Raw genomic sequence first — 23,435 nt, forward strand, 5'->3', positions numbered from 1 at the left:
TGCACCACCTCGTCGGCCCGGTGGCACCACCTCCTCGGCTCGGTCACCACCCCGTCGGCCCGGTGGCACCACCTCGTCGGCAGACTGTCGAGCTGCCCCGGCTGTGCACCCGCCCGGCGACCTGCGACCGTCGCCCCGGACGCCGGTACCCCCGGGACGGGCGCCGGTCGGGGTAACGTGGCGGGCTATGGGCGTTTCGCAGCACGGCCGGACACACCGGCTCGACCTCGTCGACCCGACCCTGCGGGAGTGGGAGTGCACGGTGCTCTCCGCCGACCCGGAGCAGGGGATCGTGCTGGACCGGTCGGCCTTCTATCCGGGCGGCGGCGGCCAGCCGCCGGACCACGGGGTGCTGCTCTGGCAGGGCGTGCAGACCCGGATCGCCGGCACCCGCAAGGGCGACGACCTCTACCTGATCCCGGCCGAGGGTGACCCGCTGCCGCCGGTCGGTACGGCGGTGACCGGCGCCGTGGAGGACATCCGGCGCAGCCTGCTGATGCGTACCCACTCCGGGCTGCACGTGCTCTGCGGGGTGGTGTTCCGGGACTTCGGCGCCCTGGTCACCGGCGGCAACATGGAACCGGGCGAGGCACGGATGGACTTCAACCTGCCGGAGGTGCCGACCGACTTCAAGGCCCGGCTGGAGGACCTGGTCAACACCGAGGTCACCGCCGACCGGGCGGTGGCGGTCAAGGTGCTGCCCCGGGACGAGGCGCTGGCGTTGCCGGACATCATCCGCACCCAGTCCAACCTGATTCCCGCCGACGAGCAGGAGATCCGGATCGTCGACATCGTCGGGCTGGACGTGCAGGCCGACGGCGGCACGCACGTCGCCTCGACGGCCCAGATCGGCAAGGTCCAGGTGGTCAAGGTGGAGAGCAAGGGCCGGGCCAACCGGCGGGTCCGGGTCCGGCTCGTCAACTGATCCGGGGCGAGCCGGTGCCGGGCAGACTGGGGCCGGGCGAGTCGGCGCCGGCCGGGTTCGTGCCGGGCCGGTTCAGTATCTCTGCCGCCTGCCGGACCAGAGACTCGACGATGGCTGCGGCCGGAGCCACGTCGCGGACCGTGCCGGCGCACTGGCCCGCGTACCGGGCGAGTTCGTCCAGCTGTCCGGTCATCCCGGTCACCGGGACGATGTCGGCGTACCGGAGGTGCTGCCGGCCCTCGGCGTCGGTGGCCAGCACGTCGCCCTCGCCGGGCCGGTCCGGGCCGGCTGGCGAGCCGGCGGCCAGCCAGCGGTCCAGAGTGGCGTTGCGCAGCACCCGGTGTGGCGCGTCCGGCCAGCCGCCGTCGAAGCAACCCGTGTGTACGGCGTCGCCGGGATCGGCGGCCATCACCGCCCGCCGGTACTCGTCGTGGCTGCCGGCCTCGGTGGCGGCCACGAAACGGGTGCCGAGCCAGCCGGCCTGGGCGCCGAGGGTGAGTACCGCCGCCAGGCCACGGCCGTCGGCGATCCCGCCGGCCGCGACCACCGGCAGCGGGTGGACCGCGTCCACCACCGCCGGGACCAGTGCCATCGTGCTCACCTGGCCGCGTACGTGCCCGCCGGCCTCCCAGCCCTGTGCCACCAGTACGTCGACGCCGGCCTCGGCGGCCTGCCGGGCCTCGGCGACCGAGCCGACGGTGTGCAGGTGCATCGCCCCTGCGGCCTCGATCGGCCCGTGTACCTCTGCCGGGTCGCCCCAGAACGTGGAGACCACCGGTACGCCCTCGGCCAGGCAGGCCGCGAGGTTGGCCGCGACCGGGAAGTCCAGCACCAGGTTGACCCCGAACGATCGAAGCACCAGCGCATGCGCCGAGGGCCGGTGCCGGGTCCGGCCACCGCGCCGGTGCGGGCGGAAGGGCGGAGCACCGATGACCGGGACGAGCGGAGGCGCACCGAGACCGGGCCGAGCGGTCCGGGGCTCGGCCACCGGCCGACCCCTGATGGCCGCGCTGGACCTGTTCGGGCGGCGGTGGAGCCTGCGGGTCGTCTGGGAGCTGCACGGCGGGCCGCTCGGCTTCCGGGCGCTGCGGCAGCGCTGCGACTCGATGTCGTCCAGCGTGCTCCGCCAGCGGCTCGCCGAGCTGCTCGACGCGGAACTGGTGCGCCAGGGGCCGGACAGTGCGTACGCCCTGACCGAACTGGGGCGTGGGGCATACGAGGCGCTGCGTCCGCTGGTCCGCTGGTCCGAGCGCTGGGCGGCGGAACTCTCGGTGGTCCCGACCGCATCTGCAAATTCTGACGCGGGCTGTCAGGATTCGGTGCCAGGGTCGGGGTCATGACCGCAGAACTGACCGGAAAGGTCGCGCTCGTCGCCGGGGCCACCCGGGGCGCCGGCCGGCAGATCGCCGTGCAGCTCGGAGCCGCCGGTGCCACCGTCTACGCCACCGGGCGGAGCACCCGGGACAAACGCTCCGAGGTCGACCGGCCGGAGACCATCGAGGAAACCGCCGAACTGGTCACCGAGGCCGGCGGCGTCGGGATAGCCGTACAGGTCGACCACCTCGTCCCCGACCAGGTACGCGAACTGGTGGCCCGGATCGACCGGGAACAGGGCCGACTGGACGTACTCGTCAACGACGTCTGGGGGGCGGACCGGCTGATCGGCTGGTACAAGCCGATCTGGGAGCAGGACCTGGACGACGGCTTCCGCACGCTGCGACTCGCCGTACACACGCACATGATCACCAGCCACTTCGCGCTGCCGCTGCTGATCCGCAACCCTGGCGGCCTGGTGGTGGAGGTCGGCGACGGCACCAAGGACTACAACGACGAGAACTACCGGCTGTCGGCCTTCTTCGACCTGGCGAAGACCTCGGTGAACCGGCTCGCCTACCTCTGGGCACACGAGCTGAAGGAGTACGGCGGCACGGCCGTCGCGCTCACTCCGGGCTGGCTGCGCTCGGAGTTCATGCTCGACGAGTTCGGCGTCACCGAGGAGAACTGGCGGGACGCGATCGAGAAGCAGCCGCACTTCGTCATCTCGGAGACCCCGGTCTTCGTCGGCCGGGCGGTCGCCGCACTCGCCGCCGACCCCGACAAGGCCCGCTGGTCCGGGCAGTCGCTCTCCAGCGGCCAGCTCGCCAGGGTGTACGGCTTCACCGACGTCGACGGCAGCCAGCCGGACGCCTGGCGGTACATGGTGGAGGTGGAGGCGACCGGCAAGCCCGCCGACGCCACCGGCTACCGCTGACCGGCCGGCGGCCGACCTACCGCTGGTCGGCCCCGTAGAGCCGGCTCAGTTGCCGGGCCGCCGAGGCGAGCCGGGCCCGCAGCTCCGGCGGCTGGAGCACCTCGACCTCCGGGCCGAGGCTGAGCAGTTGGCCGTACGCGACGTCGGGGGACTCGACGGGCAGCCGGGTGACCACCCAACCCTGCCCGTCGGGCTCCCCGACGTTCGCCTCCGCCTCCCGTACGGCGGGCGGCTCGGCGACGAAACGCAGCGCGTACCGGCCGGCGGGGCTGAGCCGGATCGTGACCTCCTCGCGCAGGATCTCCCGGACGAACCGTTCCGCCTGGCGGGTCCAGTAACCGGCCAGGTCGAACGAGTCGTCCCGGGTGAACGTCCGCCCGCCCACGGTCACCCCGGTCATCCGGTCCACCCGGTAGGTGCGGTGGCCACTGCCGACCCGGGCCACCAGATACCAGCCGCCGCCCTTGCACACCAGCCCGTACGGCTCGACGGTCCGGGTCGACTCCCGGTCGCCCCGGCGGTAGCCGAACTCGACGGTCCGGTCCTGCCACACCGCCTCGGCCAGCTCGCCGAGCCCGGCGGGCGGGTCCGTGCTGCGGAACCAGCCCGGCACGTCGAGGTGGAACCGCCGCTCCACCCGGGTCGACGCGTCCCGCAACCCGCTGGGCAGCGCGGCGAGTACCTTCAGCCGGGCGGTCGCCACCACGTCGGCCAGCCCCATCTCGCCGACCGGGCCGGGCAGCCCGGCGAGGAAGAGCGCGTCGGCCTCGGTCCGGCTCAGCCCGGTCAGCCGGGTCCGGTAGCCGCCGAGCAGCCGGTAACCGCCGGTCCGGCCCCGGTCGGCGTAGACCGGGATGCCGGCGGCGCCCAGCGCGAGTACGTCCCGGTAGATCGTGCGTTCCGAAACCTCCAGCTCGCGGGCGAGTTCGGCGCCGGTCATCGACTCGCGGTTCTGCAACAGCAGGACCAGGGAGATCAGGCGGGCGGCTCGCACGCCTACCATCCTGCCCGGCCGCCCCGATCGTCGTGATGCCGGTGGTGCGCCGGACCGATAGGCTTGCCGGTCGTGCAGACCGCCATCCCCGTGAAGCCGGGCAGCCGCCGGGTCGGCTCGTTCCTCTCCGAATTCGGCTCCGGTGTCGGGCTGCTGTTCCGGGGACTCGCCGTCTACGGCCGCAGCCCGCTGCTGGTACTGCTCGGCATCGTGCCCGCGATGATCTCCGGGGCGCTCTACCTGGCCGGCCTCGGCACACTCGTCTACTTCGCCGACGAGCTGGCCGCGCTGATCACCCCGTTCGCCGACGACTGGTCCGACGGGCCGCGCCAACTCCTCCGGCTGGTCGCCGGCTTCGCACTGCTCGGCCTGGGCGGCCTGCTCGGGGTGGTCACCTTCACCGCGATCACGTTGGTGATCGGCGACCCGTTCTACGAGAAGATCTCCGAACGGGTGGAGGAGCGCTTCGGCGGGGTGCCGGACGAGGTGGAGCTGTCCTTCTGGCGCTCGCTGCGGCGGAGCATCGCCGACGCGGCGCGCCTGCTGGGCCGGTCGGTGCTGTTCGGGATACCGCTCTTCGTCGCCGGGTTCGTGCCGCTGGTCGGCCAGTTCGTCGTACCCGTGGTCGCCGCGATGGTCGGCGGCTGGTTCCTGGCGATGGGCCTGGTCGGGGTGCCGTTCCAGCGGCGCGGGCTCCGGCTCGCCCAGCGGCAGCGGGCGCTGCGGGCGCGCCGGCCGCTGACCCTGGGCTTCGGGGTCGCGGTCTTCCTCTGCTTCCTGATCCCGCTCGGCGCGGTGCTGCTCACCCCGGCCGCGGTGGCCGGCGCCACCCTGCTGGCCCGCCGGACGCTGGACCAGCCCACCGACCGGCACAGTCGCGCACCCGCGACCAGCACCGGAACAGCCTCTCCCGGGACGGCCTGATGGAAATCGAACTGGTCCAGGGCGACATCACCGAGCAGCGGGTGGACGTCGTCGTCAACGCCGCCAACTCGTCGCTGCTCGGCGGGGGCGGGGTGGACGGCGCCATCCACCGCCGGGGCGGCCCGGCCATCCTCGCCGAGTGCCGGGCGCTGCGGGCCTCCCACTACGGGCGCGGCCTGCCGACCGGGGCGGCGGTGTCGACCACCGCCGGCAACCTGCCGGCCCGCTGGGTGGTGCACACCGTCGGCCCGGTCTTCTCGACCGGGGACGACCGGTCGGCACTGCTGCGCAGGTGCTACACCAACAGCCTGGCCGTCGCCGACAACCTGGGCGCGACCTCGGTGGCGTTCCCGCTGATCTCGTCCGGCATCTACCGGTGGCCGGTCGAGGACGCCCTCCGGCAGGCGTTCACCGCGCTGACCGCCGCCCGCCCGACCAGCGTGCGCACCGTCCGGCTGGTGCTCTTCGACGCCACCACCGCCGAAACCGCCCACCGGGTACGCCGAGAATTCGACCAGCCACCGCCGAACTGACCGCGACGGCGGGGCGGTGGACGCCCGCGCCCGCTCAGAGCTGGACGCCCACGCCCAGTCAGGTGGAGGCGCGCAGCACCAGTTCGGTCGGCAGCAGCACGGTCGGCTCGATCCGCTCCCCGGCGGCCAGCCGGAGCAGTTGCCGGGTCATCGTCCGGCCGAGATCCTGGATCGGCTGCCGTACGGTGCTCAGCGGCGGGTCCGTGTAGCCGGCCAGCTCGATGTCGTCGAAGCCGATCACCGCCACGTCCTCCGGCACCCGGCGACCCGCCTCGCGCAGCGTACGCAGGGCGCCGTGTGCCATTAGGTCGGAGGCGACGAATATCGCGTCCAGCTCCGGCTCCAGGGCCAGCAGCTGCCGCATCGCGACCGCACCCGACTCCCGGGTGAAGTCCCCGAACGCCTCGATCGGCCGGCGTCCGGCGTCCCGGATCTCGGCCCGGTAGCCGGCGAGCCGGTCGATCCCGGCCACCATGTCCTGCGGGCCGGCGATGGTGCCGATCCGTTGCCGTCCCGAGCGGAGCAGGTGCCGGACCGCCCCGCGCACCCCGGCGACGTGGTCGACGTCGACGTACGGCACCGGGACCGGGGAGTCGGCGAGCGGGCGGCCGCTGCACACCACCGGCAGGCCGGCCTCGGCGAGCGCGCCGGGCAGCGGGTCGGCGCCGTGCAGCGAGGCGAAGAGTACCCCGTCCACGTGCCCGCCCATCGCGAAGCGGCCGACCCGCTCGTGGCTGGCCGCCGACTCGGCCAGGGTCAGCACGAGCTGCTTGCCGGCGGCCTCCAGCTCCCGGCTGACCCCCAGGATGATCTTGGGGAAGACCTGGTCGTCGGAGAAGACCCGGGTGGATGCCTCCGGCAGGATCAACGCCACCGAGTCGGTCTGCTGGGTGACCAGGCTGCGCGCCGCGAGGTTGGGCACGTAGCCCAGCTCGCTGACCGCCCGCCGGACCGCCTGTTGGATCGGCTCGGCGACAGTGGTCGAGCCGTTCACCACCCGGGACACGGTGGCCCGGGACACCCCGGCCCGTTGAGCCACCGCCTCCAGCGTGGGCCGCGCGCGGGTCACCGCCATCTCCGCTCCTCAGCTCAGCCGCCGGGGAAATGGTTCCACGCGCGCCCGAAGGTCAACAAGCCCGTTCGGCGGGTACCGGCCGGGGAACCCCGTACACCGGGACGGTGCCGGGTGCCCCCGGCTCCGGCTCAGCCGACCCGAAGCCCCTCCAGCAGCCGGGCGTCACCGGCGCTGTCGAGGGCGTCGAAGCCGAGCCGGCCCCAGAGAGCCAGCAGCAGGTCGCTGGCCGTACCCGAGATCTGCGCCCGGGCGTGGTGGTCGTCGCTGTCCAGGATCGTGTCGGTGTCCAGCAGGGCGACGCCGACGCCGCGCAGCCGGAGATACCACTCCTGGCCGGCATCGGTCGCGATCAGGTGGACGACCCCGTGGAACGGCTCTTCGGAGGCGCGCCGGCCGGCCGGCAGATGGGTGTCCAGCACCTCGCCGACCCCGTCCGCGGCGAGCTTGGCCTCGATCGGCTCGCCGGCGGCGACCGCCATCTGCGCGTCCCAGCGGTGCACCGCGGTCTCCTGGGCCATCCGGCGGTGCCAGAACCCGGCCCGCTTCGGCTGGGGCGCGTAGTTCCACGCCGGCGCCTCCGGGTCGACCCGGTCCAGCACCGTCATCAGCTGGTCGAACTCCTGCCGCCACCACTGCACCGCGGCCGGCCCGCTGGGCAGCCCCGCCGGCACGGTGAGCGGGTCGGCCCGCTCGGTGTTGCCCCGGCTGACGATCCCACGGGCCCGGGCGTAGACCGAGCCGAGATGGTGCACCAGATCGATCATGGTCCACTCGGGACAGGACGGCACCCGGATGTCGAGCGGCGCCTCGGCGACCGCGGCGCCGAAGGTGGGCCCCTCGGCGCGGAGTGCCCCGAGCCAGAAGTCCTTGGTGCCGTGCAGTCTGGTCATGACGATCCTCCCGTGCGACCGGGCCGCCACCGGCCGGGCTACCTCTCAGCCTAGGGTGAATGGTGTGCCAGACGTTAACGCCCGCCCGATAACCGACGCCGACGCAGCCGATCCCACACGATTGGCCGGGTTTACCACCCTGCGGCTCGGCGGTGCGCCCCGGCGACTGGTCACCGCGACCCGAACGGATGACATACCGGGAAAACTCCGCGAGGCGGAGTCGCGGGACGAGCCGGTGCTGGTGCTGGCCGGCGGCAGCAACGTGGTGGTGGCGGACGAGGGCTTCCCCGGCACGGTGCTGCTGGTCCGGTCCCGGGGCTTCGAGGTGGTCGGCGGGGACGAGACGGCGGTCACCATCCGGGTGGCGGCCGGCGAGCCCTGGGACGACCTGGTGGCGGCGACCGTCGAGGCCGGCTGGTCGGGGGTCGAGTGCCTCTCCGGCATCCCCGGGTCGGCCGGCGCCACCCCGATCCAGAACGTCGGGGCGTACGGGCAGGAGGTGGCGGAGACGGTCACCGGGGTCGAGGCGTACGACCGGCTGACCGGGAAGGTGACCCGGATGAGCGCGGCCGAGTGCGCCTTCGGCTACCGGTCGAGCGTCTTCAAGTACAACGACCGCTGGACGGTGCTCACCGTCGACTTCCGGCTGCTCCGCTCGACGCTCTCCGCCCCGGTGCGCTACGCCGAGCTGGCCCGGACACTCGGGGTGGAGGTCGGTGACCGGGTGCCGCTGGTCGACGCCCGGGCGGCGGTACGCGCACTGCGCGCCGGCAAGGGCATGGTGCTGGACCCGGCCGACCCGGACACCCGCTCGGTCGGTTCGTTCTTCACCAACCCGGTGCTGGACGCCGGGGCGTACCAGGCGTTGCGGGAGCGGGCCGACGGGCTCGGCGAACCGCCGTCCTGGCCCGGTGCGGGCGGCACGGTCAAGGTCAGCGCCGCCTGGCTGATCGACAAGGCCGGCTTCCCGAAGGGCTACCAGGGGCCGGGCGGGGTGGCCATCTCGTCGAAGCACACCCTGGCGCTGACCAACCGGGACGGCGGCTCGACCGGGGCACTGCTGGCGCTCGCCCGGGAGATCCGGGACGGGGTGCACGACCGGTTCGGCGCCACCCTGCACCCGGAGCCGGTACTGGTCAACTGCGCCCTCTGAGCCGCGGACCGGCCGCGCCCGCTGAGCCGGTTCGGTTGTGTTCCCGGTCAGGGCTGGCGGGCCGCTTCCGGGGCTGCGGGGTCCGGCGGGGCCACCGCCGACCAGGCCACGGTCACCTCGCCGAGCCGCCACCGGGCCGGCCGGTCCAGTACCGGCCAGCCGGCGGCCCGGACCGCCTCGACCGTACGCCGCCAGCGCTGCCGGGGGCCGAACGTGGCGTACGGGGCCGCGTCCCGCCACCCCTGCTCCAGCGCCAGGAACAGCCCGTGTACGCCGGTCCCCGGCACGTTGTGGTGGATCAGCGCCTTCGGCAGCCGCTCGGCCAGGGTGGCTGGACTGTCGAGTGTGGAGAGTCGGGCGGCCAGGGTCAGCGAGCGCGGGCCGGTGGCGTCGACGAGCAGCCAGCCGGCCAGCCGGCCCAGCTCGTCGCAGGTCCCCTCGACGAGTACGCCACCCGGTCGCAGCGCTCCGGTCATCCGCCGCCAGGCCGGCACCACCTCCGGCTCGGCGTACTGCCGCAGCACGTTGAACGCCCGGACCAGCACCGGGCGGAGCCCGGCCAGCTCGAAGCCGCCCCGTTCGAAGGTCAACCCCGGCGGGTCGGCGGCGGGTTCGGCGGCGGCCACCCGTACCGGATCGATCTCCAGGCCGACCACCCGGACGTCCGGCCGGACGGCGGCGGCCAGCCGGGCCCGCAGTTCGACCACGGTGACCGGGCTGGCCCCGTAGCCGAGGTCCACCACCAGCGGGTCGGCGGCGTCCCGGAGCAGGTCGGCGCAGGTGGCCGCGATCCAGTTGTCCACCCGGCGCAGCCGGTTGGGATTGGTGGTCCCCCGGGTCACCGCCCCGACCGGACGCTCCGCCGCGTCCCGCCGTGCCCGACCGGTTCCGTCCCGCGTCGGACGCTCCGCCGCGTCTCGGCCCGGAAGCGCTGTCCCGTCCCGTGCCGGAGGCCGCGGTGGCATTTCCGGATCACCGCCCGGGGTCGGTCCCGACCCGGTGCACCTTGTGCTGGGCCGCCTGGGCCAGCGGCCGGACCACCAGCCGGTCCACGTTGACGTGCTGCGGTCGGGTGGCGCACCAGGCGATGCAGTCGGCCACGTCGTCGGCGACCAGCGGCTCGGCCACCCCGGCGTAGACCGCCGCCGCCCGCCCGGCGTCCCCGTCGAAGCGGACCAGCCCGAACTCCTCGGTCTTCACCATCCCCGGGTCGATCTCGACCACCCGGACCGGCCGTCCACAGAGTTCCAGCCGCAGCGTCTCGGCCAGCGCCGTCTGGGCGTGCTTCGCCGCCGCGTAGCCGCCGCCGCCCTCGTAGACGATCAGGCCGGCGGTGGAGCTGAGCACCACCACCGTGCCGGCGCCGGAGGATTCCAGCGCGGGCAGCAGCGCCTGGGTGACCCGCAGCGTGCCGAGCACGTTGACGTCGTACATCCACTGCCAGTCGGCGACCGAGCCGGACTCGACCGGGTCCAGGCCGCGTGCGCCACCGGCGTTGTTCACCAGCAGGGTGACCGGCCCGCCGAGCCGGCCGGCCGCGGCGGCCAGCTCCGCGACCGACTCGTCCGAGGTGACGTCGCAGGTCTGGGCGGTGGCGGCGCCGCCGGCCCGGCGGATCTGCTCGACCAGGGCGTCCAGCCGGTCGGCCCGGCGGGCGGCGGCGAGCACGGAGAAGCCCTCGGCGGCCAGCCGGCGGGCCGTGGCGGCACCGATCCCGCTGGACGCCCCGGTGACGATCGCGACAGGGGTCATCGGGACATTCTGGCCCAAGCCGTGCCGGGAGCGTGGAGGTGGGCCGGGATGAGGTCGGTCACCTCCTTGCGGCGTCCCGGCGATTGCGGACCGCCCGATGGGGAAGATGACACGCACCAAGGTGGTTGTCCTGTGATGTGACCCGGTTGTGCGGGACGGCGTAACACGTTGAGAGAAGGAGCGGACGTGGCGGAACTGCACACCGGGGTGGCCCGGCAACGAGGTATCCAGCCGTGGCCGACTCCGCGACGGATCGCCACACTCTCCGTGCACACCTCACCGCTGCACCAACCCGGCACCGGTGACGCCGGGGGGATGAACGTCTACGTCGTCGAGATCTCCCGGCGGCTGGCCGAGGCCGGCGTCGAGGTCGAGATCTTCACCCGGGCCACCTCCAGCGACCTGCCGCCGGTGGTCGAGATGGCCCCGGGGGTCACGGTCCGGCACGTGACGTCCGGCCCGTTCGAAGGGCTGGCCAAGGAGGAGCTGCCGGGCCAGCTCTGCGCCTTCACCGCCGGTGTGCTCCGGGCCGAGGCCGCCCGGCCGCCCGGCTTCTACGACCTCATCCACTCGCACTACTGGCTCTCCGGTCAGGTCGGCTGGCTGGCCAAGGAGCGCTGGGGGGTGCCGCTGGTGCACACCGCGCACACCCTGGCCAAGGTGAAGAACGCCCGGCTCGCCGAGGGCGACCGGCCCGAGCCGAAGGCGCGGGTGATCGGCGAGGAGCAGGTGGTGGCCGAGGCCGACAGGCTGGTCGCGAACACCACGGTCGAGGCCCGGGACCTGATCTCCCGGTACGACGCCGACCCGGAACGGGTCGAGGTGGTCCGGCCCGGCGTCGACCTGGACCGCTTCACCCCGCCGCCGGTCGGCCGGGCGGAGCCGACCCGGCTCGCCGCGCGGCGACGGTTGGGGCTGCCCGAGCGGGGCCTGGTCGTCGCCTTCGTCGGCCGGATCCAGCCGTTGAAGGCGCCGGACGTGCTGGTGCACGCGCTCGCCGAGCTGTGGAGCCGGCAGCCCCGGCTCGCCGAGAAGGTAACCGTGGTGATCGCGGGCGGGCCGAGCGGCAGCGGACTGGACTGGCCCACCTCGCTGATCGAGCTGGCCGCCAGCCTCGGCGTCGGGCACGCGGTGCGCTTCCTGCCACCGCAGACCGGTGACGACCTGCCGGCGCTCTACCGGGCCGCCGACCTGGTGGCGGTGCCGTCGCACAACGAGTCGTTCGGGCTGGTCGCCCTGGAGGCCCAGGCCTGCGGTACTCCGGTCGTCGCCGCCGCGGTCGGCGGGCTGGTCACCGCCGTCCGGGACGGCAGCAGCGGCGTACTCGTCGACGGGCACCACCCGCGCGACTGGGCCCGGGTGCTCGGCGGCCTGCTGGCGGCACCCGGGCGGCGGGCCGAGTTGTCCCGGGGCGCGGTCGAGCACGCCCGTGCCTTCTCCTGGGCGCGTACTGCCGGCGGGCTGCTCGGGGTCTACCGTGAGGCGGTGGCGGAGTACCGCGACCGGCTCGCCTCCGAGCTGGCGGACGGCACGGCGACCCTTCCGCTGGCGACCTGCTGAACGAACGAAGGCCGGGGCGGGACGGCGAAGCGGGTCAGGACGGCGAAGCGGGCGGCGGGTCGGATCGGCGAAGTGCGGGCGGGTCGGATCGGCGGAACGGGCGGGTCGGAGAGGTGGGCGGGGCGATGAGGTCTCGGGCGGAGCTGGGTCGGCTGATCGAGGCGGTCTGTGCCGACCGGGAACTGACCTGCGAGCCGACGGGCGAATACTCGTACGCGGTCACGCTGCCCGGCACGCACAAGCTCAAGACGCTCTGCAACCTGATCGTCGGGGAACACTCGCTGCGGATCGAGGCGTTCGTGATGCGCCAGCCGGACGAGCGCCGCGAGGAACTTTTCACCTGGCTGTTGCAGCGCAACGCCCGGATGTACGGGGTGGCGTTCTCCGTCGACGCGGTCGGCGACGTCTACCTGACCGGCCGGGTGGGGCTGGCCGGGGTGACCGAGGACGAGCTGGACCGGCTCTTCGGCTCGGTGCTCACCTACGCGGACGAGTCGTTCGACACCATGCTGGAGATCGGCTTCGGTTCCGCGATCCGCCGGGAGTGGGAGTGGCGGGTCAGCCGGGGCGAGTCGTTGGCGAACCTGCGCGCGTTCGCGCACCTCTTCGAGCGGTCGGCGACGGAAAACTCGGGTTTGGACCGCCCCTGACGGGTATGCCCCGGCGGCGGCACCAGGATGTGGCGATGGCCGCGCCGCCTGCCGAGGTCAGATGCGAACCTTTCACAACCTGGGAGTACGGGGCAGCCGTCCCGACTTCCACCCGCAGTGGACCACGACCGCGAGGGGAGGTTGGCGAAGGTTCACCGTCAGAGGGAGCGTGAGGATCTCATGGCTCAGCGGAACAGTTCCGGTCGCGGCGCGACCTCGACCGCGACGAGGCGCCGATCCAGCGGCGGTTCGGGTGACGTCGACGAGCGCAAGATCAGCATGATGAAGGCCGACGACATCCGGAGGCAGCTCAAGAAACGCGGCATTTCGGGCATTTCCGCACTCCGCAAGATGGACCTGGTGAAGAGCCTGATCCGGACGCTGAAGGCGGAGAGTCGGGGCGGCGCGACCGGCCGGAAGGCCAGCGCGGCGGCGCCGAGCAAGCGGGCGAGTGCGAAGAAGGCGCCGGCCAAGCGGAGCACGGCGAAGAAGGCGCCGTCGCGTACGGTCGCGGCGAAGAAGGCGCCGGCCCGGAAGAGCACCACCGCACGGGCGACCGCGAAGAAGGCGCCGGCCAGCCGGGCCGCCGCGAAGAAGGCACCTGCCCGGAAGTCGACGGCGAAGAAGGCGCCGGCCCGGAAGTCGACGGCGAAGAAGGCGCCGGCCCGGAAGTCGACGGCGAAGAAGGCGCCGGCCCGGAAGACCGCAGCCAAGAAGGCACCTGCCCGCAAGACGGTGGCCGCGGCCCGGAAGGCGCCGGCCGGCAGGGCGGTGACCTCCGCGCGGGCCACGACCGGCGCCCGGAAGGCACCGGCCGGCAAGGCGACGACCGCTGCCCGGAAGACCGCACCGGCCGGCAAGGCGACCGGCGCCCGGGCCACCGGTCCCGGCAAGGCGACCGGCCCCGGCAAGGCCACCGGCGCCCGGAAGGCCACCGGCGCCCGGAAGGCCACCGGCGCCCGGAAGGCTACGACCGCCGCGAAGAGCGGCACCGCCGCCCGCAGGACGACCGGGTCCAGCAGGACGACCGGGGCGAGCAAGACGACCGGTGCCCGGAAGACGACCGGCGCCCGGAAGGCGGCCACCACGCCGGCCCAGGGCAAGCCGTCGACCTCGTCCTCGACCTCGTCGAACGGTGCTGGTCAGTCCCGGTCGCTGAAGTACGCCCAACCGATCGCCTCACCCCAGGACTCTCCCGAGCGTCCGGGGCGGAGCCTGGTGACCCAGGACCACGACGTGATCCGGCGGTGGGCGGAGGCGCGAAACGCCCAACCGGCGACGATCGAGGGTACCGAACGCGAAGGTCGGCTCGGCGTACTGACGTTTGACTTCCCCGGTTGGCGGGAAGGCGGACGGCTGAAGCCGGTGAGCTGGGACGACTGGTTCCACACGTTCGACGTACGCCAACTGAATTTCATTTACCAGGAGCAGCTTTCCGACGGTCGGCAGAGCAACTTCTTCCGTACGGAATCGCCGATGCGCGAGGACGGCTGAGTTCCGCGGCGCGGTAGGGCCGGGAATTTCCCGGGTCGCCCGCACGGTTGCACTCCACGGAGCGCCGGAAATCGACCGTCGGCGGGTGTGATGGGCGAGACAGAGTTACCCGCTTGTCTCGGTCATCCGGCGACAACTAACGTTATTGCACGCGCCACGCTCGGATACGTTCGGGGGAACGGCAGATCGCGCAGATCTGCACACCGGGTGCGGCGCTGGGGGACGGGTGGCTAGGCGAGGCCGTTGGGGGACGGCGCCGCCACCTGTAACCGGCGGTGTGTGCGGGCGACGTTTACGGGGGTGAACGTCGCCCGCCGCCGCCGGTCCAACCTTCTCGGGCCGGTTCGGGCCAGCGGCACAGCGGCACGACACGCCGGCCACCGGATCCGTTGAGCCGGCAGTGAGATTCCTTGTCGCTACCGCGCCGTCGCCGGGTCGACCGTGAAGATCTCTCCGTTGGCCGGTACGCCGATTTCGCGCCAGCTGAACGGAATTCCCCGCGCCACGTCCAGATCCGTATTGTCCATCAACTGGAAGTGGACATGCGGTTCGGTCGAGTTGCCGGAATTCCCGCACTCCGCCACCGGCTGTCCGGTCCGGACCCGGTCTCCCGGGCGGACGAGCAGTGAACCCCGGCGCAGGTGCGCGTACGCCGCGTACCGGCCGTCGCCGAGGTCCAGGATCAGATGGTTGCCGAGAATCTGGCCGGGGCCGGCGATCTCCCGGAACAGCCCTTCGAAGACCAGGTAGAGCAGGGCCGGGTAGGAGTTGCGGCTGAGGTGGTCGCGGTTGCGGTCCACGGCGCGCAGCACCGTGCCGTCGGCGACCGCCAGCAGTGGCGCGCCGAAGCCGGGGAAGTCCCGGTTACGCCGGACCAGCGGCCACCAGCCGAAGCGCGGACGCGGCCGGTCCGGCGGCTCGGCGACCAGGTCGATCGCGTACGCCTGGCCGTAGGCGCGCACTCCGTGGCTGGGTACCTTGCTGGCCGGGCTGTTCTGTGCCGACCAGCGGCCGAGGACCGGCGGGTCGACCTCGACCGGCGAGTCGGTGTCCGGCTCCGGTCCCCGGGCGAGCAGCCGGCCCAGCACCACCCGCAGTGCGATCGCGAGGCCGATCGCCAGCCAACCCCAGAGCGACGAGAAGTCGACGAAGAAGCCGGCCACCAGGATCACCAGGAACGCGAGCCAGCAGCAGCGGTGCAGGACCATCAGTGTCTTGTGCGGGTGCATGCGAATCTCCTCTCCGCCACGCCGGTCAGGCGCGGGCGATCGCCACCGCCACCAGCAGCGGCACGACGCGGCCGGCGGGCACCTCGTAGCGCCCCCGGGCGGTGCTGTGCAGCCAGCCGGCCGCGGCCAGTTGGCGCAGGTGGTGGTAGGCCTGGCCGGTGGTGCCCAGGCCGTCCAGGGCGGTGAGTTCGGCGACGGTACGCCGGCCGCCAAGGATCTCCCGGAGCAGCCGCAGCCGGACCGGATGGCCGAGCGCGGCCAGCGAGTCCGAGGCGTCGCTCCAGTCACCGTCCCCGCGGTCTTCGCCGTCCTCGCCGTCCGCACGGCCGAGCAGCGCCTCGGTCGGCAGCCCGTACTGCCAGTCGTAGCGCTCGTTCGTCGGCAGCCGGACCGAGCCGGTGTAGAGCACGCCGCCCCGCTCGGCGCCGAATCCGGCGAGCCGGGCCTTCAGGCCGTCCAGGGCCCAGAAGTCGCCCTCGGCCGGCGGCGGCTCGGGCGGGGACGCCGGCTCCTCCGTGCGGTGCCGCTCCAGTGCCGCCAGCCGCCGTTCCAGGTCGGCGACCCGCTCCTCCAGTGTCATAACCTCGAGTCTACGTAATTACGTAAAAACCCGCCACGGGGGGTCCGTCGATCTGTCCGTCGATCTGCGCTTCCGCAGGTCAGACCCGAGCGGTCGGCGACCGCCGCCCCGTCAGGCGCTCATCTGTCGGTACACCGCTCGGTTCGCCGGCCGGTACACCGCTCGGTTCGCCGGCCGGTACACCGCTCGGCCCGACGGTGGGTACGCCGGTCGGCTCGGCGCCCCGGGCCGGGGTCCCGGGCTCCCGGGGCGCCGTTGCGGCTTCGGTGCCACGCAGGGCGCTGGCCCGCCGTTCCCGGGCCGGTCCGGAGAGCAGGTGGGCGACCGCCACCACGACGCCGAGGGCCGCGCAGCCCAGCCAGAGGGCCGAGTTTCCGAACCGCTCCCGGACGAAGCCCCCGGCGACCGGGGCGGCGAACGCCGCCACCGACCAGGAGAGCGAGAAGAGCCCCTGGTAGCGCCCGCGCAGCGCCGCCGGGGACAGTTCGGCGATCAGGGTCGAGTTGGACGGCGAGTGGAGCATCTCGCCGAGAGTCCAGATCAACACGGTGAGCACGTAGAACCAGGCCGCCTCGGCGAACGCGGTCAGCCCGAAGCCGACCCCGGTGATCAAAGCGGCCAGGGCGAGCACCCGGGACCGGTTCCGTCCCCGGATCAGTCGCGGTACGAAGAGCTGCCCGGCCACGATCAGCACCCCGTTGACCGCGATCACCGACCCGTACGTCGACGGGGACAGCCCGTCCTGGTTCATCGCCACCGGCAGCATCGAGATGTGCTGCATGAAGACCAGCGCCACCAGGATGTTCAGCAGTACGAAGCCGACGAAGACCCGGTCGCGCAGCGCGCTGCCCAGCCCGCCCCGATGCGGTGCCGGCAGCCCGGCCCGGTCGACGCGGACCTGGCGGGTCTCGGCCACCTTGAGAGAGATCACCATCGCCGTAGTGACCGTCGCCGCCGCGTCGACCACGAAGAGCAGCAGGTAGCTCGCCTCGGCGGCCAGCCCGGCCAGGATCGCGGCGCAGGCGAAGCCGAGGTTGATCGCCCAGTAGTTCAGCGTGAAGGCGCGCAGCCGGTCCCGTGCCGGTACGACGTCGACCATCATCGCGGCGAAGGCCGGGCGGGCCGCCTCGGCGAACATCCCGAGCAGCAGTGCGCCGAGCGCGACCAGCCAGAGGTCCCGGGCCAGTCCGAGGGCGAGCATCATCGCCGCCGCGCCCAGGTGTGCGGCGACAAGCGTCGGGCGTCGGCCCCAGCGGTCGGCGAGGACGCCGCCGGTGAGGGTGCCGACCGCTCCGCCGGCACCCCATCCGCCGAGCACCAGCCCGGCCTGGAACTCGGAGAAGCCCCGCTCGATGGTGAGGTAGATGGCCAGGAAGACGATGACGAAGGAGCCGAGGCGGTTGATCAGGGTGCCGGTCCAGAGGTACCAGAAGGTCCGGGGCAGTCCGCCGGTGGTGTCCCGCAACCAGTTCCGGACCGTCCGCATCCGTACCCCCGTTTGTAATGACCACAAATCCCTGAACGCCTTACGAAGCTAGTGCGGCGGGTCCGGCCTGGTCATCCCGTTTTCCACGTGTCGGTCGTCACCCTGGGTCGCCGCGTGCCCGCTGGCCGGGTCCGGCAGGATGAGTCGCATGACTGCGAGCACGAGTGATCGGCCGGAGGAAACTGCGGTGGCGGGCGAGGGAGCCACGGTGGGCACATTGGTGCTGCTCCGGCACGGCGAGAGCGACTGGAACGCCAAGAACCTCTTCACCGGCTGGGTCGACGTGGACCTCACGGCCAAGGGGGAGGCCGAGGCCCGGCGCGGCGGCGAACTGCTGCGCCAGCACGACCTGCTGCCCGACGTGTTGCACACCAGCGTGCTCCGCCGGGCGATCCGCACCGCCGAGCTGGCGCTGAACGCCGCCGACCGGCACTGGATCGCGGTACGCCGCTCCTGGCGGCTCAACGAGCGGCACTACGGCGCGCTCCAGGGCAAGGACAAGAAGCAGACCCTGGCCCAGTACGGCGAGGAGCAGTTCATGCTCTGGCGCCGGTCGTACGACACTCCGCCGCCGCCGATCGCCGACGACGACGAGTGGTCCCAGGCCGGCGACCCGCGCTACGCGCTGCTCCCGCCCGAGCTGATGCCGAAGACGGAGTGCCTCAAGGACGTCGTCGACCGGATGCTGCCGTACTGGTTCGACTCGATCGTGCCGGACATCCTGGCCGGCCGTACGGTGCTGGTCGCCGCGCACGGCAACTCGCTGCGGGCGCTGGTCAAGCACCTGGACGGCATCTCCGACGAGGCGATCGCCAAGCTCAACATCCCGACCGGCATCCCGCTGCGCTACGACCTCGACCGGTCGTTGCGCCCGCTGGTGTCCGGCGGCGCCTACCTCGACCCCGAGGCCGCCAAGGAAGCCGCCGCCGCGGTCGCCAACCAGGGCCGCTAACGCTTGAGGTGTAAGGAAGGGCCCCTTCTTATACAAAAAGCGATAAGAAGGGGCCCTTCCTTACACCTGGGTCTCGCCGGTGACGAGGTAGACGACGCGGCGGCCGGCGTTCACGGCGTGGTCGGCGTACCGCTCGTAGAAGCGGCCGAGCAGGGTCGCGTCGATCGCGGTCTCCACCCCGTACGGCCAGTCGTCGGCGAGCAGCACCGCGAAGAGTTGCCGGTGCAACTCGTCCATGGCGTCGTCGTCGGAGTCCAGCTCGGCGGCGAGGTCGGCGTCGGGCTTCGAGAGGACGTTCGCGATCTTGTCGGCGATCCGGTCCGCCACTCCGGACATCTCGGTGAAGACCGGGCGCAGCTCGGCGGGTACCGCCGGGGACGGGTGCCGGCGTACGGCCGTCTTGGCGACGTGGTCGGCGAGGTCGCCCATCCGCTCCAGGTCGGCGGCGACGTGCAGGGCGGTGACCAGGGCGCGCAGGTCCGAGGCGACCGGCGCCTGCCGGGCCAGCAGGTCGCAGACCCGCTCCTCGACCTGCCGGTAGAGCGAGTCGATGTCCGCGTCCCGCTCGATCACGCCCTCGGCGGCCGTCCGGTCGGCGGTGAGCAGCGCCCGGGTGGCCTGCCGCATGGCGACCCGGATCGCCTCGGCCATGTCGACGAGCAACTGGCTGACGATGTTCAGGTCGATCCGGAATTCCTCGCGCATGATCACGTCCTGTGGGAAGTGGCGGTTCCGCCGCCCGTGGCAGGTTCACCCATGGGCGGTGCTGGAGCTGTCGGTCCCGACCACGGTAGGGGGATCCGGCGGCCCGGAGGTGAACATCGGTGAACGGCACTCGGCCGGCGGGTGAACATTCTCGGATGCCCGCGTGATTCGCCCAATTTTGCCTGGTCGCCAGGTTAACGATGACCCTACGATCGCCGCGTGGAATGGGGGGTGGTCGCGGGCGTGCTCGTCGGGCTCGGCCTCGGCCTGTCCCTCGGTCCGCTCCGCCACCGGATCGCCGGATGGCTCCCGGGTGGCGGCACCGCGACCGGGCGAGGCGGGACACGCGGCAACAGGAGGCCGGCGATAGGCACTGACGAGCAGGCCGGCGGGTTGCCGGGACTCGGCCGCAAGAGCCTGGACTCACTTCGGGTGGGCGTGGTCGTCCTGGACGGTCACGACGTACCGGTCCTGGTGAACCCGGCCGCGCGGGCGATGGGGCTGCTCCGGGTCGGCAGTACCCCGGGCACGGTGGCCGCGCACCCGATCATCCGTACCCTGGCCGGCCAGGTGCGGCGCACCGGGGTGCGCCGCGAGGTCGAGCTGGACCTGCCCCGGGGCCGCGACGGCGGGATGTCCGACCCGCTCGGCGTGCACCTGCGGGCGATGGGGCTGGGCGCCGGATACGTGGCCGTCGAGGCGGCCGACGTGACCGAGTCGCACCGGGTCGCCCGGGTACGCCGGGACTTCGTGGCGAACGTCAGTCACGAGCTGAAGACCCCGATCGGCGCGTTGCAGCTGCTGGCCGAGGCGCTGCTGGACGCCACCGACCAGACCGCCGGAAACGGCACACTCGACCCGTCCGAGGACATGGCGGCGGCCCGCCGGTTCGCCGAGCGGATCCAGCACGAGTCCACCCGGCTCGGCAAGCTCGTCAACGAGCTGCTCGAACTGACCCGGTTGCAGGGCGCCGAGCCGCTGCCCGCGCCGGAACCGGTCGCGCTGGACTGGGTCACCGCCGAGGTGGTGGACCGGACCCGCACCGCCGCCACCGCCAGGGAGATCACCGTCGTCGTCGAGGGGGAGCGGGACCTGACCGTCTACGGCAGCGACAGCCAGATCGCCACCGCGGTCAGCAACCTGGTGGAGAACGCGATCGCGTACTCGGCGGAGCGGACGCGGGTCACGGTGGCGCTGCGCAGCACCGGGGACCATATCGAGATCGCCGTCACCGACCAGGGCATCGGGATCGCCCCGGACGACGTCGGCCGGATCTTCGAGCGCTTCTACCGGGCCGACCAGGCGCGGTCCCGGCAGACCGGTGGCACCGGCCTCGGGCTGGCGATCGTCAAACACATCGCCACCAACCATGGCGGCCGGGTCGAGGTGTCGAGCACCCTGGGTGGTGGCTCGACGTTCACCCTCCGGCTGCCCGCGCGTCCGCCGGACGCCTTCCTACCGCCAGCACCGTCAGTTGAGATCGAGACCGGTTCGTTCGGATAGTTCCGGGCGTACCGACAAAGAGAGGAAAGTCCGTGGCCCGCGTACTCGTGGTCGAGGATGAGGAGTCGTTCTCCGACGCCCTCTCCTACCTGCTGCGCAAGGAAGGATTCGAGGTCTCGGCCGCCGCGACCGGCCCGGCGGCACTCACCGAGTTCGACCGTACCGGCGCGGACATCGTGCTGCTCGACCTGATGCTGCCCGAGATGTCCGGTACCGAGGTGTGCCGGCAACTTCGTCAGCGCTCCCAGGTGCCGATCATCATGGTCACCGCCCGGGACAGCGAGATCGACAAGGTGGTCGGGCTGGAGATCGGCGCCGACGACTACGTCACCAAGCCGTACTCGCCGCGCGAACTGGTCGCCCGGGTCCGGGCGGTACTGCGCCGGCGCGGCAACGAGACGATCGAACCGGGCACCCCGACGCTCGCCGCCGGCCCGGTCCGGATGGACATCGAGCGGCACGTGGTGACCGTCGACGGCTCCCCGGTGCAGCTTCCGCTCAAGGAGTTCGAGCTGCTGGAACTGCTGCTCCGCAACGCCGGGCGGGTGCTCACCCGGGGACAGCTGATCGACCGGGTCTGGGGCGCGGACTACGTCGGCGACACCAAGACCCTCGACGTACACGTCAAGCGGCTGCGTTCGAAGGTCGAGCCGGAGCCCTCCGCGCCGCGCTTCATCGTCACCGTCCGGGGCCTGGGCTACAAGTTCGAGCCGTAGGCCGGGTGTCGCCGTCGCCGTCGCCGTCGCCGTCGCCGTCGCCGTCGCCGTCGCCGTCGCCGTCGCCGTCGCCGGTGGCTCGGCTCAGCTCCGGGTGTTGCGCGGCCTGCGCTGCGGCGCCGGCCGGCGGCCGGCGGCGGCCGCCTTCGGGCTCGCCGGCTCCCGGCCCGCCTCCTGCGGACGGTCCAGCACCGGGTCGGCCCCGGCGGTCGCCGGATGCGTCGCCACCAGGCCGCGCCGCTCCCGCTCCGCGCAGAGCTCGGCCAGTTTCGCGTACGCCGCCTTGCCGACCAGCGCGGTCAGTTCCGGCTCGTACGACAGGTACATCGGCTCGGTGCCGACGTGTGCCTCCGGTGACGAGGTGCACCACCAGTCGAGGTCGTGCCCGCCCGCGCCCCAGCCCCGCCGGTCGAACTCGCCAAGCGTGCTGACCAGCACCTTCGTCCCGTCCGGCCGCTTCACCCAGTCCTGGTCGCGGCGCACCGGCAGTTGCCAGCAGACGTCCGGCTTGTATTCCAGTGGATGCACGCCGTCGCGCAGCGCCTGGGCGTGCAGCGCGCAGCCGCCCCCGCCGGGGAAGTCGGCGTCGTTGAGAAAGACGCACGGCGCCTCCTCGCCCCGGGTCGCCGTACGCCGGGCCGGGGTCTCGCCGTCCACCGAGTCCAGCTCGGTGTAGTTCTTGAAACCGCGCCGGTAGTGCTGCCAGGTCTGCGGCGTGAGCCGCTTGACGGCCGAGCGGACCCGCTTCTCGTCGTCGGCGTCGGTGAAGAACGCGCCGTGCGAGCAGCAGCCGTCGGCGGCCCGGCCGGCGATGATGCCGTGGCAGGTCTGGCCGAAGACGCAGGTCCAGCGGGAGAGCAGCCAGGTCAGGTCGGCCCGGACCAGGTGTTCGGGGTCGGCCGGGTCGGCGAACTCGATGAACTCCCGGGGGAAGTCGAGCGGTACCTCCCGACTGCGTGGGTCGGCGGGGTCGTCCACCAGGATCCGGAGCTGGTCGCGTGCTGCTGCCACCCGCCCAGCCTACGCCCGCTTTCCGCCCACGACCTGCGTCTAGTGTCTTTGCCATGCGACTCGGCGTGCTTGATGTCGGTTCCAACACGGTGCACCTTCTGGTCGTGGACGCCCACCACGGCGCACACCCCTGGCCGGCGCACTCGGAGAAGGCGGTGATCCGGCTCGCCGAGCAGATCGGCCGGGACGGCGCGCTGACCGTGGCCGGCGCGGACGCGCTGGTGGCGGCGGTGAACGAGGCGAAGATGGCGGCGGCCCGGCTGACCGCCGACGACGTGCTGGCCTTCGCGACCTCCGCGGTCCGGGACGCCACCAACGCGGCCGAGGTGCTGACCCGGGTCCGGACCGAGACCGGGGTACGCCTCCAGGTGCTCTCCGGCGCCGACGAGGCCCGGATGACCTTCCTCGCCGTACGCCGGTGGTTCGGCTGGTCGGCGGGGCGGCTGCTGGTGCTGGACATCGGCGGCGGCTCGCTGGAGTTGGCCGCCGGGATCGACGAGGAACCGGAGTTCGCCCAGTCGTTGCCGCTCGGCGCCGGCCGGCTCACCCGGGACTGGCTGGACGTGGGGCCGGAGAGCACGCACACCCCGTCCTCGGCGTCGGTGGCGAAGCTTTCGGCGTACGTCGAGGAGATGCTGGACACCGTGGTCGACGACACCGTCGAGGTCGGCTGGGACCGGGTCGCCGCCACCAGCAAGACGTTCCGGACCCTGGCCCGGCTGGCCGGGGCGGCGCCCTCGTCGGCCGGGCTCTGGGCCCGGCGCCGGCTCTCCAGGACCGGGCTGCGGCAGGTGATCGGCTTCATCCGGCACATCCCGCCGAGCAAGCTCGCCGAACTGGAGGGCGTCGGCGCGCGCCGGGCGCACCAGCTGCTGGCCGGGGCGATCGTGGCCGAGGCGGCGATGCGCCGGCTCGGGGTGGCGGACCTGGAGATCTGCCCGTGGGCGCTGCGGGAGGGGGTGATCCTGCGCCGGCTCGACCTGCTGGAGCCGGCCCAGGGGCTGAGAGAGCCGGTCTGACCTGCGTTTTCGCCCTCCGTGGAGGTTCTGCGC

Annotated in this window: 25 protein-coding genes; 13 read left to right on the top strand and 12 right to left on the bottom strand. The window is 72.9% G+C overall.

Annotation, left to right across the window (positions count from 1 at the left end; all coding sequences use genetic code 11):
- Positions 1-187: 187 nt before the first annotated feature.
- Positions 188-925, top strand: a complete 738-nt coding sequence (locus O7626_RS37695; protein ID WP_278065707.1) for an alanyl-tRNA editing protein — start codon at positions 188-190, stop codon at positions 923-925.
- Here O7626_RS37695 and O7626_RS37700 read toward each other — a convergent pair.
- Positions 918-1,784 carry a nitronate monooxygenase gene (locus O7626_RS37700; RefSeq protein WP_278065708.1) on the bottom strand — a complete coding sequence of 289 codons (867 nt, stop codon included), beginning with the start codon at positions 1,782-1,784 and terminating at the stop codon, positions 918-920. The genes O7626_RS37695 and O7626_RS37700 overlap by 8 nt on opposite strands.
- 70 nt (positions 1,785-1,854) lie before the next feature.
- On the opposite strand from O7626_RS37700, the gene O7626_RS37705 reads away from it, so the two are divergent.
- Both O7626_RS37705 and O7626_RS37710 read left to right on the top strand, forming a co-directional pair.
- The gene (locus O7626_RS37705; RefSeq protein ID WP_278065709.1) at positions 1,855-2,265 is read left to right on the top strand and encodes a helix-turn-helix domain-containing protein; all 411 of its coding nucleotides are present in this window, start codon (positions 1,855-1,857) and stop codon (positions 2,263-2,265) included.
- Positions 2,262-3,176 (top strand): SDR family oxidoreductase, encoded by a 915-nt coding sequence (locus tag O7626_RS37710; RefSeq protein ID WP_278065710.1) that lies wholly within the window; start codon positions 2,262-2,264, stop codon positions 3,174-3,176. The genes O7626_RS37705 and O7626_RS37710 overlap by 4 nt, the downstream gene beginning before the upstream one ends.
- Before the next feature lie 16 nt (positions 3,177-3,192).
- Here the strand turns inward: O7626_RS37710 and O7626_RS37715 are convergent, their stop codons facing one another.
- On the bottom strand, positions 3,193-4,179 hold the full coding sequence (locus O7626_RS37715; protein ID WP_278065711.1) for a YafY family protein: 987 nt from the start codon (positions 4,177-4,179) through the stop codon (positions 3,193-3,195).
- Positions 4,180-4,254: 75 nt separating this feature from the next.
- Between O7626_RS37715 and O7626_RS37720 the strand changes: the two genes are divergently transcribed.
- Positions 4,255-5,094 (top strand): EI24 domain-containing protein, encoded by an 840-nt coding sequence (locus O7626_RS37720; RefSeq protein WP_278066499.1) that lies wholly within the window; start codon positions 4,255-4,257, stop codon positions 5,092-5,094.
- Positions 5,094-5,627 (top strand): O-acetyl-ADP-ribose deacetylase, encoded by a 534-nt coding sequence (locus O7626_RS37725; RefSeq protein WP_278065712.1) that lies wholly within the window; start codon positions 5,094-5,096, stop codon positions 5,625-5,627. The genes O7626_RS37720 and O7626_RS37725 overlap by 1 nt, the downstream gene beginning before the upstream one ends.
- A 58-nt stretch (positions 5,628-5,685) precedes the next feature.
- Here O7626_RS37725 and O7626_RS37730 read toward each other — a convergent pair whose 3' ends face one another.
- On the bottom strand, positions 5,686-6,702 hold the full coding sequence (locus O7626_RS37730; RefSeq protein ID WP_278065713.1) for a LacI family DNA-binding transcriptional regulator: 1,017 nt from the start codon (positions 6,700-6,702) through the stop codon (positions 5,686-5,688).
- A 128-nt stretch (positions 6,703-6,830) separates the two neighbouring features.
- Complete coding sequence (locus tag O7626_RS37735; RefSeq protein WP_278065714.1) at positions 6,831-7,592, bottom strand: maleylpyruvate isomerase family mycothiol-dependent enzyme; 762 nt, start codon at positions 7,590-7,592, stop codon at positions 6,831-6,833.
- Between the two features lie 64 nt (positions 7,593-7,656).
- On the opposite strand from O7626_RS37735, the gene O7626_RS37740 reads away from it, so the two are divergent.
- Positions 7,657-8,745 (top strand): UDP-N-acetylmuramate dehydrogenase, encoded by a 1,089-nt coding sequence (locus tag O7626_RS37740; protein WP_278065715.1) that lies wholly within the window; start codon positions 7,657-7,659, stop codon positions 8,743-8,745.
- A 47-nt stretch (positions 8,746-8,792) separates the two neighbouring features.
- Here O7626_RS37740 and O7626_RS37745 read toward each other — a convergent pair whose 3' ends face one another.
- Positions 8,793-9,587, bottom strand: coding sequence for a class I SAM-dependent methyltransferase (locus O7626_RS37745; protein WP_278065716.1), 795 nt, complete (start codon positions 9,585-9,587; stop codon positions 8,793-8,795).
- Positions 9,588-9,717: 130 nt separating this feature from the next.
- Entirely contained in the window at positions 9,718-10,497 is a 780-nt protein-coding gene (locus O7626_RS37750; RefSeq protein ID WP_278065717.1) for an SDR family oxidoreductase, read from the bottom strand.
- A 186-nt stretch (positions 10,498-10,683) separates the two neighbouring features.
- Here O7626_RS37750 and mshA point away from each other — a divergent pair, with 186 nt between their 5' ends.
- Positions 10,684-12,057 (top strand): D-inositol-3-phosphate glycosyltransferase, encoded by a 1,374-nt coding sequence (gene mshA, locus O7626_RS37755; RefSeq protein ID WP_278065718.1) that lies wholly within the window; start codon positions 10,684-10,686, stop codon positions 12,055-12,057.
- Between the two features lie 125 nt (positions 12,058-12,182).
- Positions 12,183-12,707 carry a YbjN domain-containing protein gene (locus O7626_RS37760; protein WP_278065719.1) on the top strand — a complete coding sequence of 175 codons (525 nt, stop codon included), beginning with the start codon at positions 12,183-12,185 and terminating at the stop codon, positions 12,705-12,707.
- 185 nt (positions 12,708-12,892) lie between these two features.
- Here the strand turns inward: O7626_RS37760 and O7626_RS37765 are convergent, their stop codons facing one another.
- On the bottom strand, positions 12,893-13,810 hold the full coding sequence (locus tag O7626_RS37765; RefSeq protein ID WP_278065720.1) for a hypothetical protein: 918 nt from the start codon (positions 13,808-13,810) through the stop codon (positions 12,893-12,895).
- Positions 13,811-13,925: 115 nt separating this feature from the next.
- Here O7626_RS37765 and O7626_RS37770 point away from each other — a divergent pair, with 115 nt between their 5' ends.
- Positions 13,926-14,201 carry a hypothetical protein gene (locus O7626_RS37770; protein WP_278065721.1) on the top strand — a complete coding sequence of 92 codons (276 nt, stop codon included), beginning with the start codon at positions 13,926-13,928 and terminating at the stop codon, positions 14,199-14,201.
- Between the two features lie 416 nt (positions 14,202-14,617).
- On the opposite strand, the gene O7626_RS37775 is transcribed toward O7626_RS37770, so the two are convergent.
- The 3 genes from O7626_RS37775 to O7626_RS37785 all read right to left on the bottom strand — a co-directional run bounded on the left by O7626_RS37775 (position 14,618) and on the right by O7626_RS37785 (position 17,496).
- Positions 14,618-15,430, bottom strand: coding sequence for a M23 family metallopeptidase (locus tag O7626_RS37775; protein ID WP_278065722.1), 813 nt, complete (start codon positions 15,428-15,430; stop codon positions 14,618-14,620).
- 25 nt (positions 15,431-15,455) lie between these two features.
- Positions 15,456-16,010: a helix-turn-helix domain-containing protein gene (locus tag O7626_RS37780; protein ID WP_278065723.1), complete on the bottom strand. Its 555-nt coding sequence runs from the start codon at positions 16,008-16,010 to the stop codon at positions 15,456-15,458.
- Positions 16,011-16,089: 79 nt separating this feature from the next.
- A complete protein-coding gene (locus O7626_RS37785) occupies positions 16,090-17,496 on the bottom strand; it encodes an MFS transporter (RefSeq protein WP_278065724.1) in 1,407 nt (468 codons plus the stop codon).
- A 148-nt stretch (positions 17,497-17,644) separates the two neighbouring features.
- On the opposite strand from O7626_RS37785, the gene O7626_RS37790 reads away from it, so the two are divergent.
- Entirely contained in the window at positions 17,645-18,448 is an 804-nt protein-coding gene (locus tag O7626_RS37790; RefSeq protein WP_278065725.1) for a phosphoglyceromutase, read from the top strand.
- A 60-nt stretch (positions 18,449-18,508) separates the two neighbouring features.
- Here the strand turns inward: O7626_RS37790 and phoU are convergent, their stop codons facing one another.
- Positions 18,509-19,153: a phosphate signaling complex protein PhoU gene (gene phoU / locus O7626_RS37795; RefSeq protein WP_278065726.1), complete on the bottom strand. Its 645-nt coding sequence runs from the start codon at positions 19,151-19,153 to the stop codon at positions 18,509-18,511.
- Positions 19,154-19,372: 219 nt separating this feature from the next.
- Here phoU and O7626_RS37800 point away from each other — a divergent pair, with 219 nt between their 5' ends.
- Positions 19,373-20,656: an ATP-binding protein gene (locus tag O7626_RS37800; RefSeq protein WP_278065727.1), complete on the top strand. Its 1,284-nt coding sequence runs from the start codon at positions 19,373-19,375 to the stop codon at positions 20,654-20,656.
- 32 nt (positions 20,657-20,688) lie between these two features.
- Positions 20,689-21,372 (top strand): response regulator transcription factor, encoded by a 684-nt coding sequence (locus tag O7626_RS37805; protein WP_278065728.1) that lies wholly within the window; start codon positions 20,689-20,691, stop codon positions 21,370-21,372.
- 84 nt (positions 21,373-21,456) lie between these two features.
- Here O7626_RS37805 and O7626_RS37810 read toward each other — a convergent pair whose 3' ends face one another.
- Positions 21,457-22,356: a hypothetical protein gene (locus O7626_RS37810; protein ID WP_278066500.1), complete on the bottom strand. Its 900-nt coding sequence runs from the start codon at positions 22,354-22,356 to the stop codon at positions 21,457-21,459.
- An 80-nt stretch (positions 22,357-22,436) separates the two neighbouring features.
- Between O7626_RS37810 and O7626_RS37815 the strand changes: the two genes are divergently transcribed.
- Complete coding sequence (locus O7626_RS37815) at positions 22,437-23,402, top strand: Ppx/GppA phosphatase family protein (RefSeq protein ID WP_278065729.1); 966 nt, start codon at positions 22,437-22,439, stop codon at positions 23,400-23,402.
- The last annotated feature ends 33 nt before the right edge of the window (positions 23,403-23,435 follow it).

The sequence above is a fragment of the Micromonospora sp. WMMD1102 genome (assembly GCF_029626265.1).
In the GTDB taxonomy this organism is placed as follows: Bacteria; Actinomycetota; Actinomycetes; order Mycobacteriales; family Micromonosporaceae; genus Plantactinospora.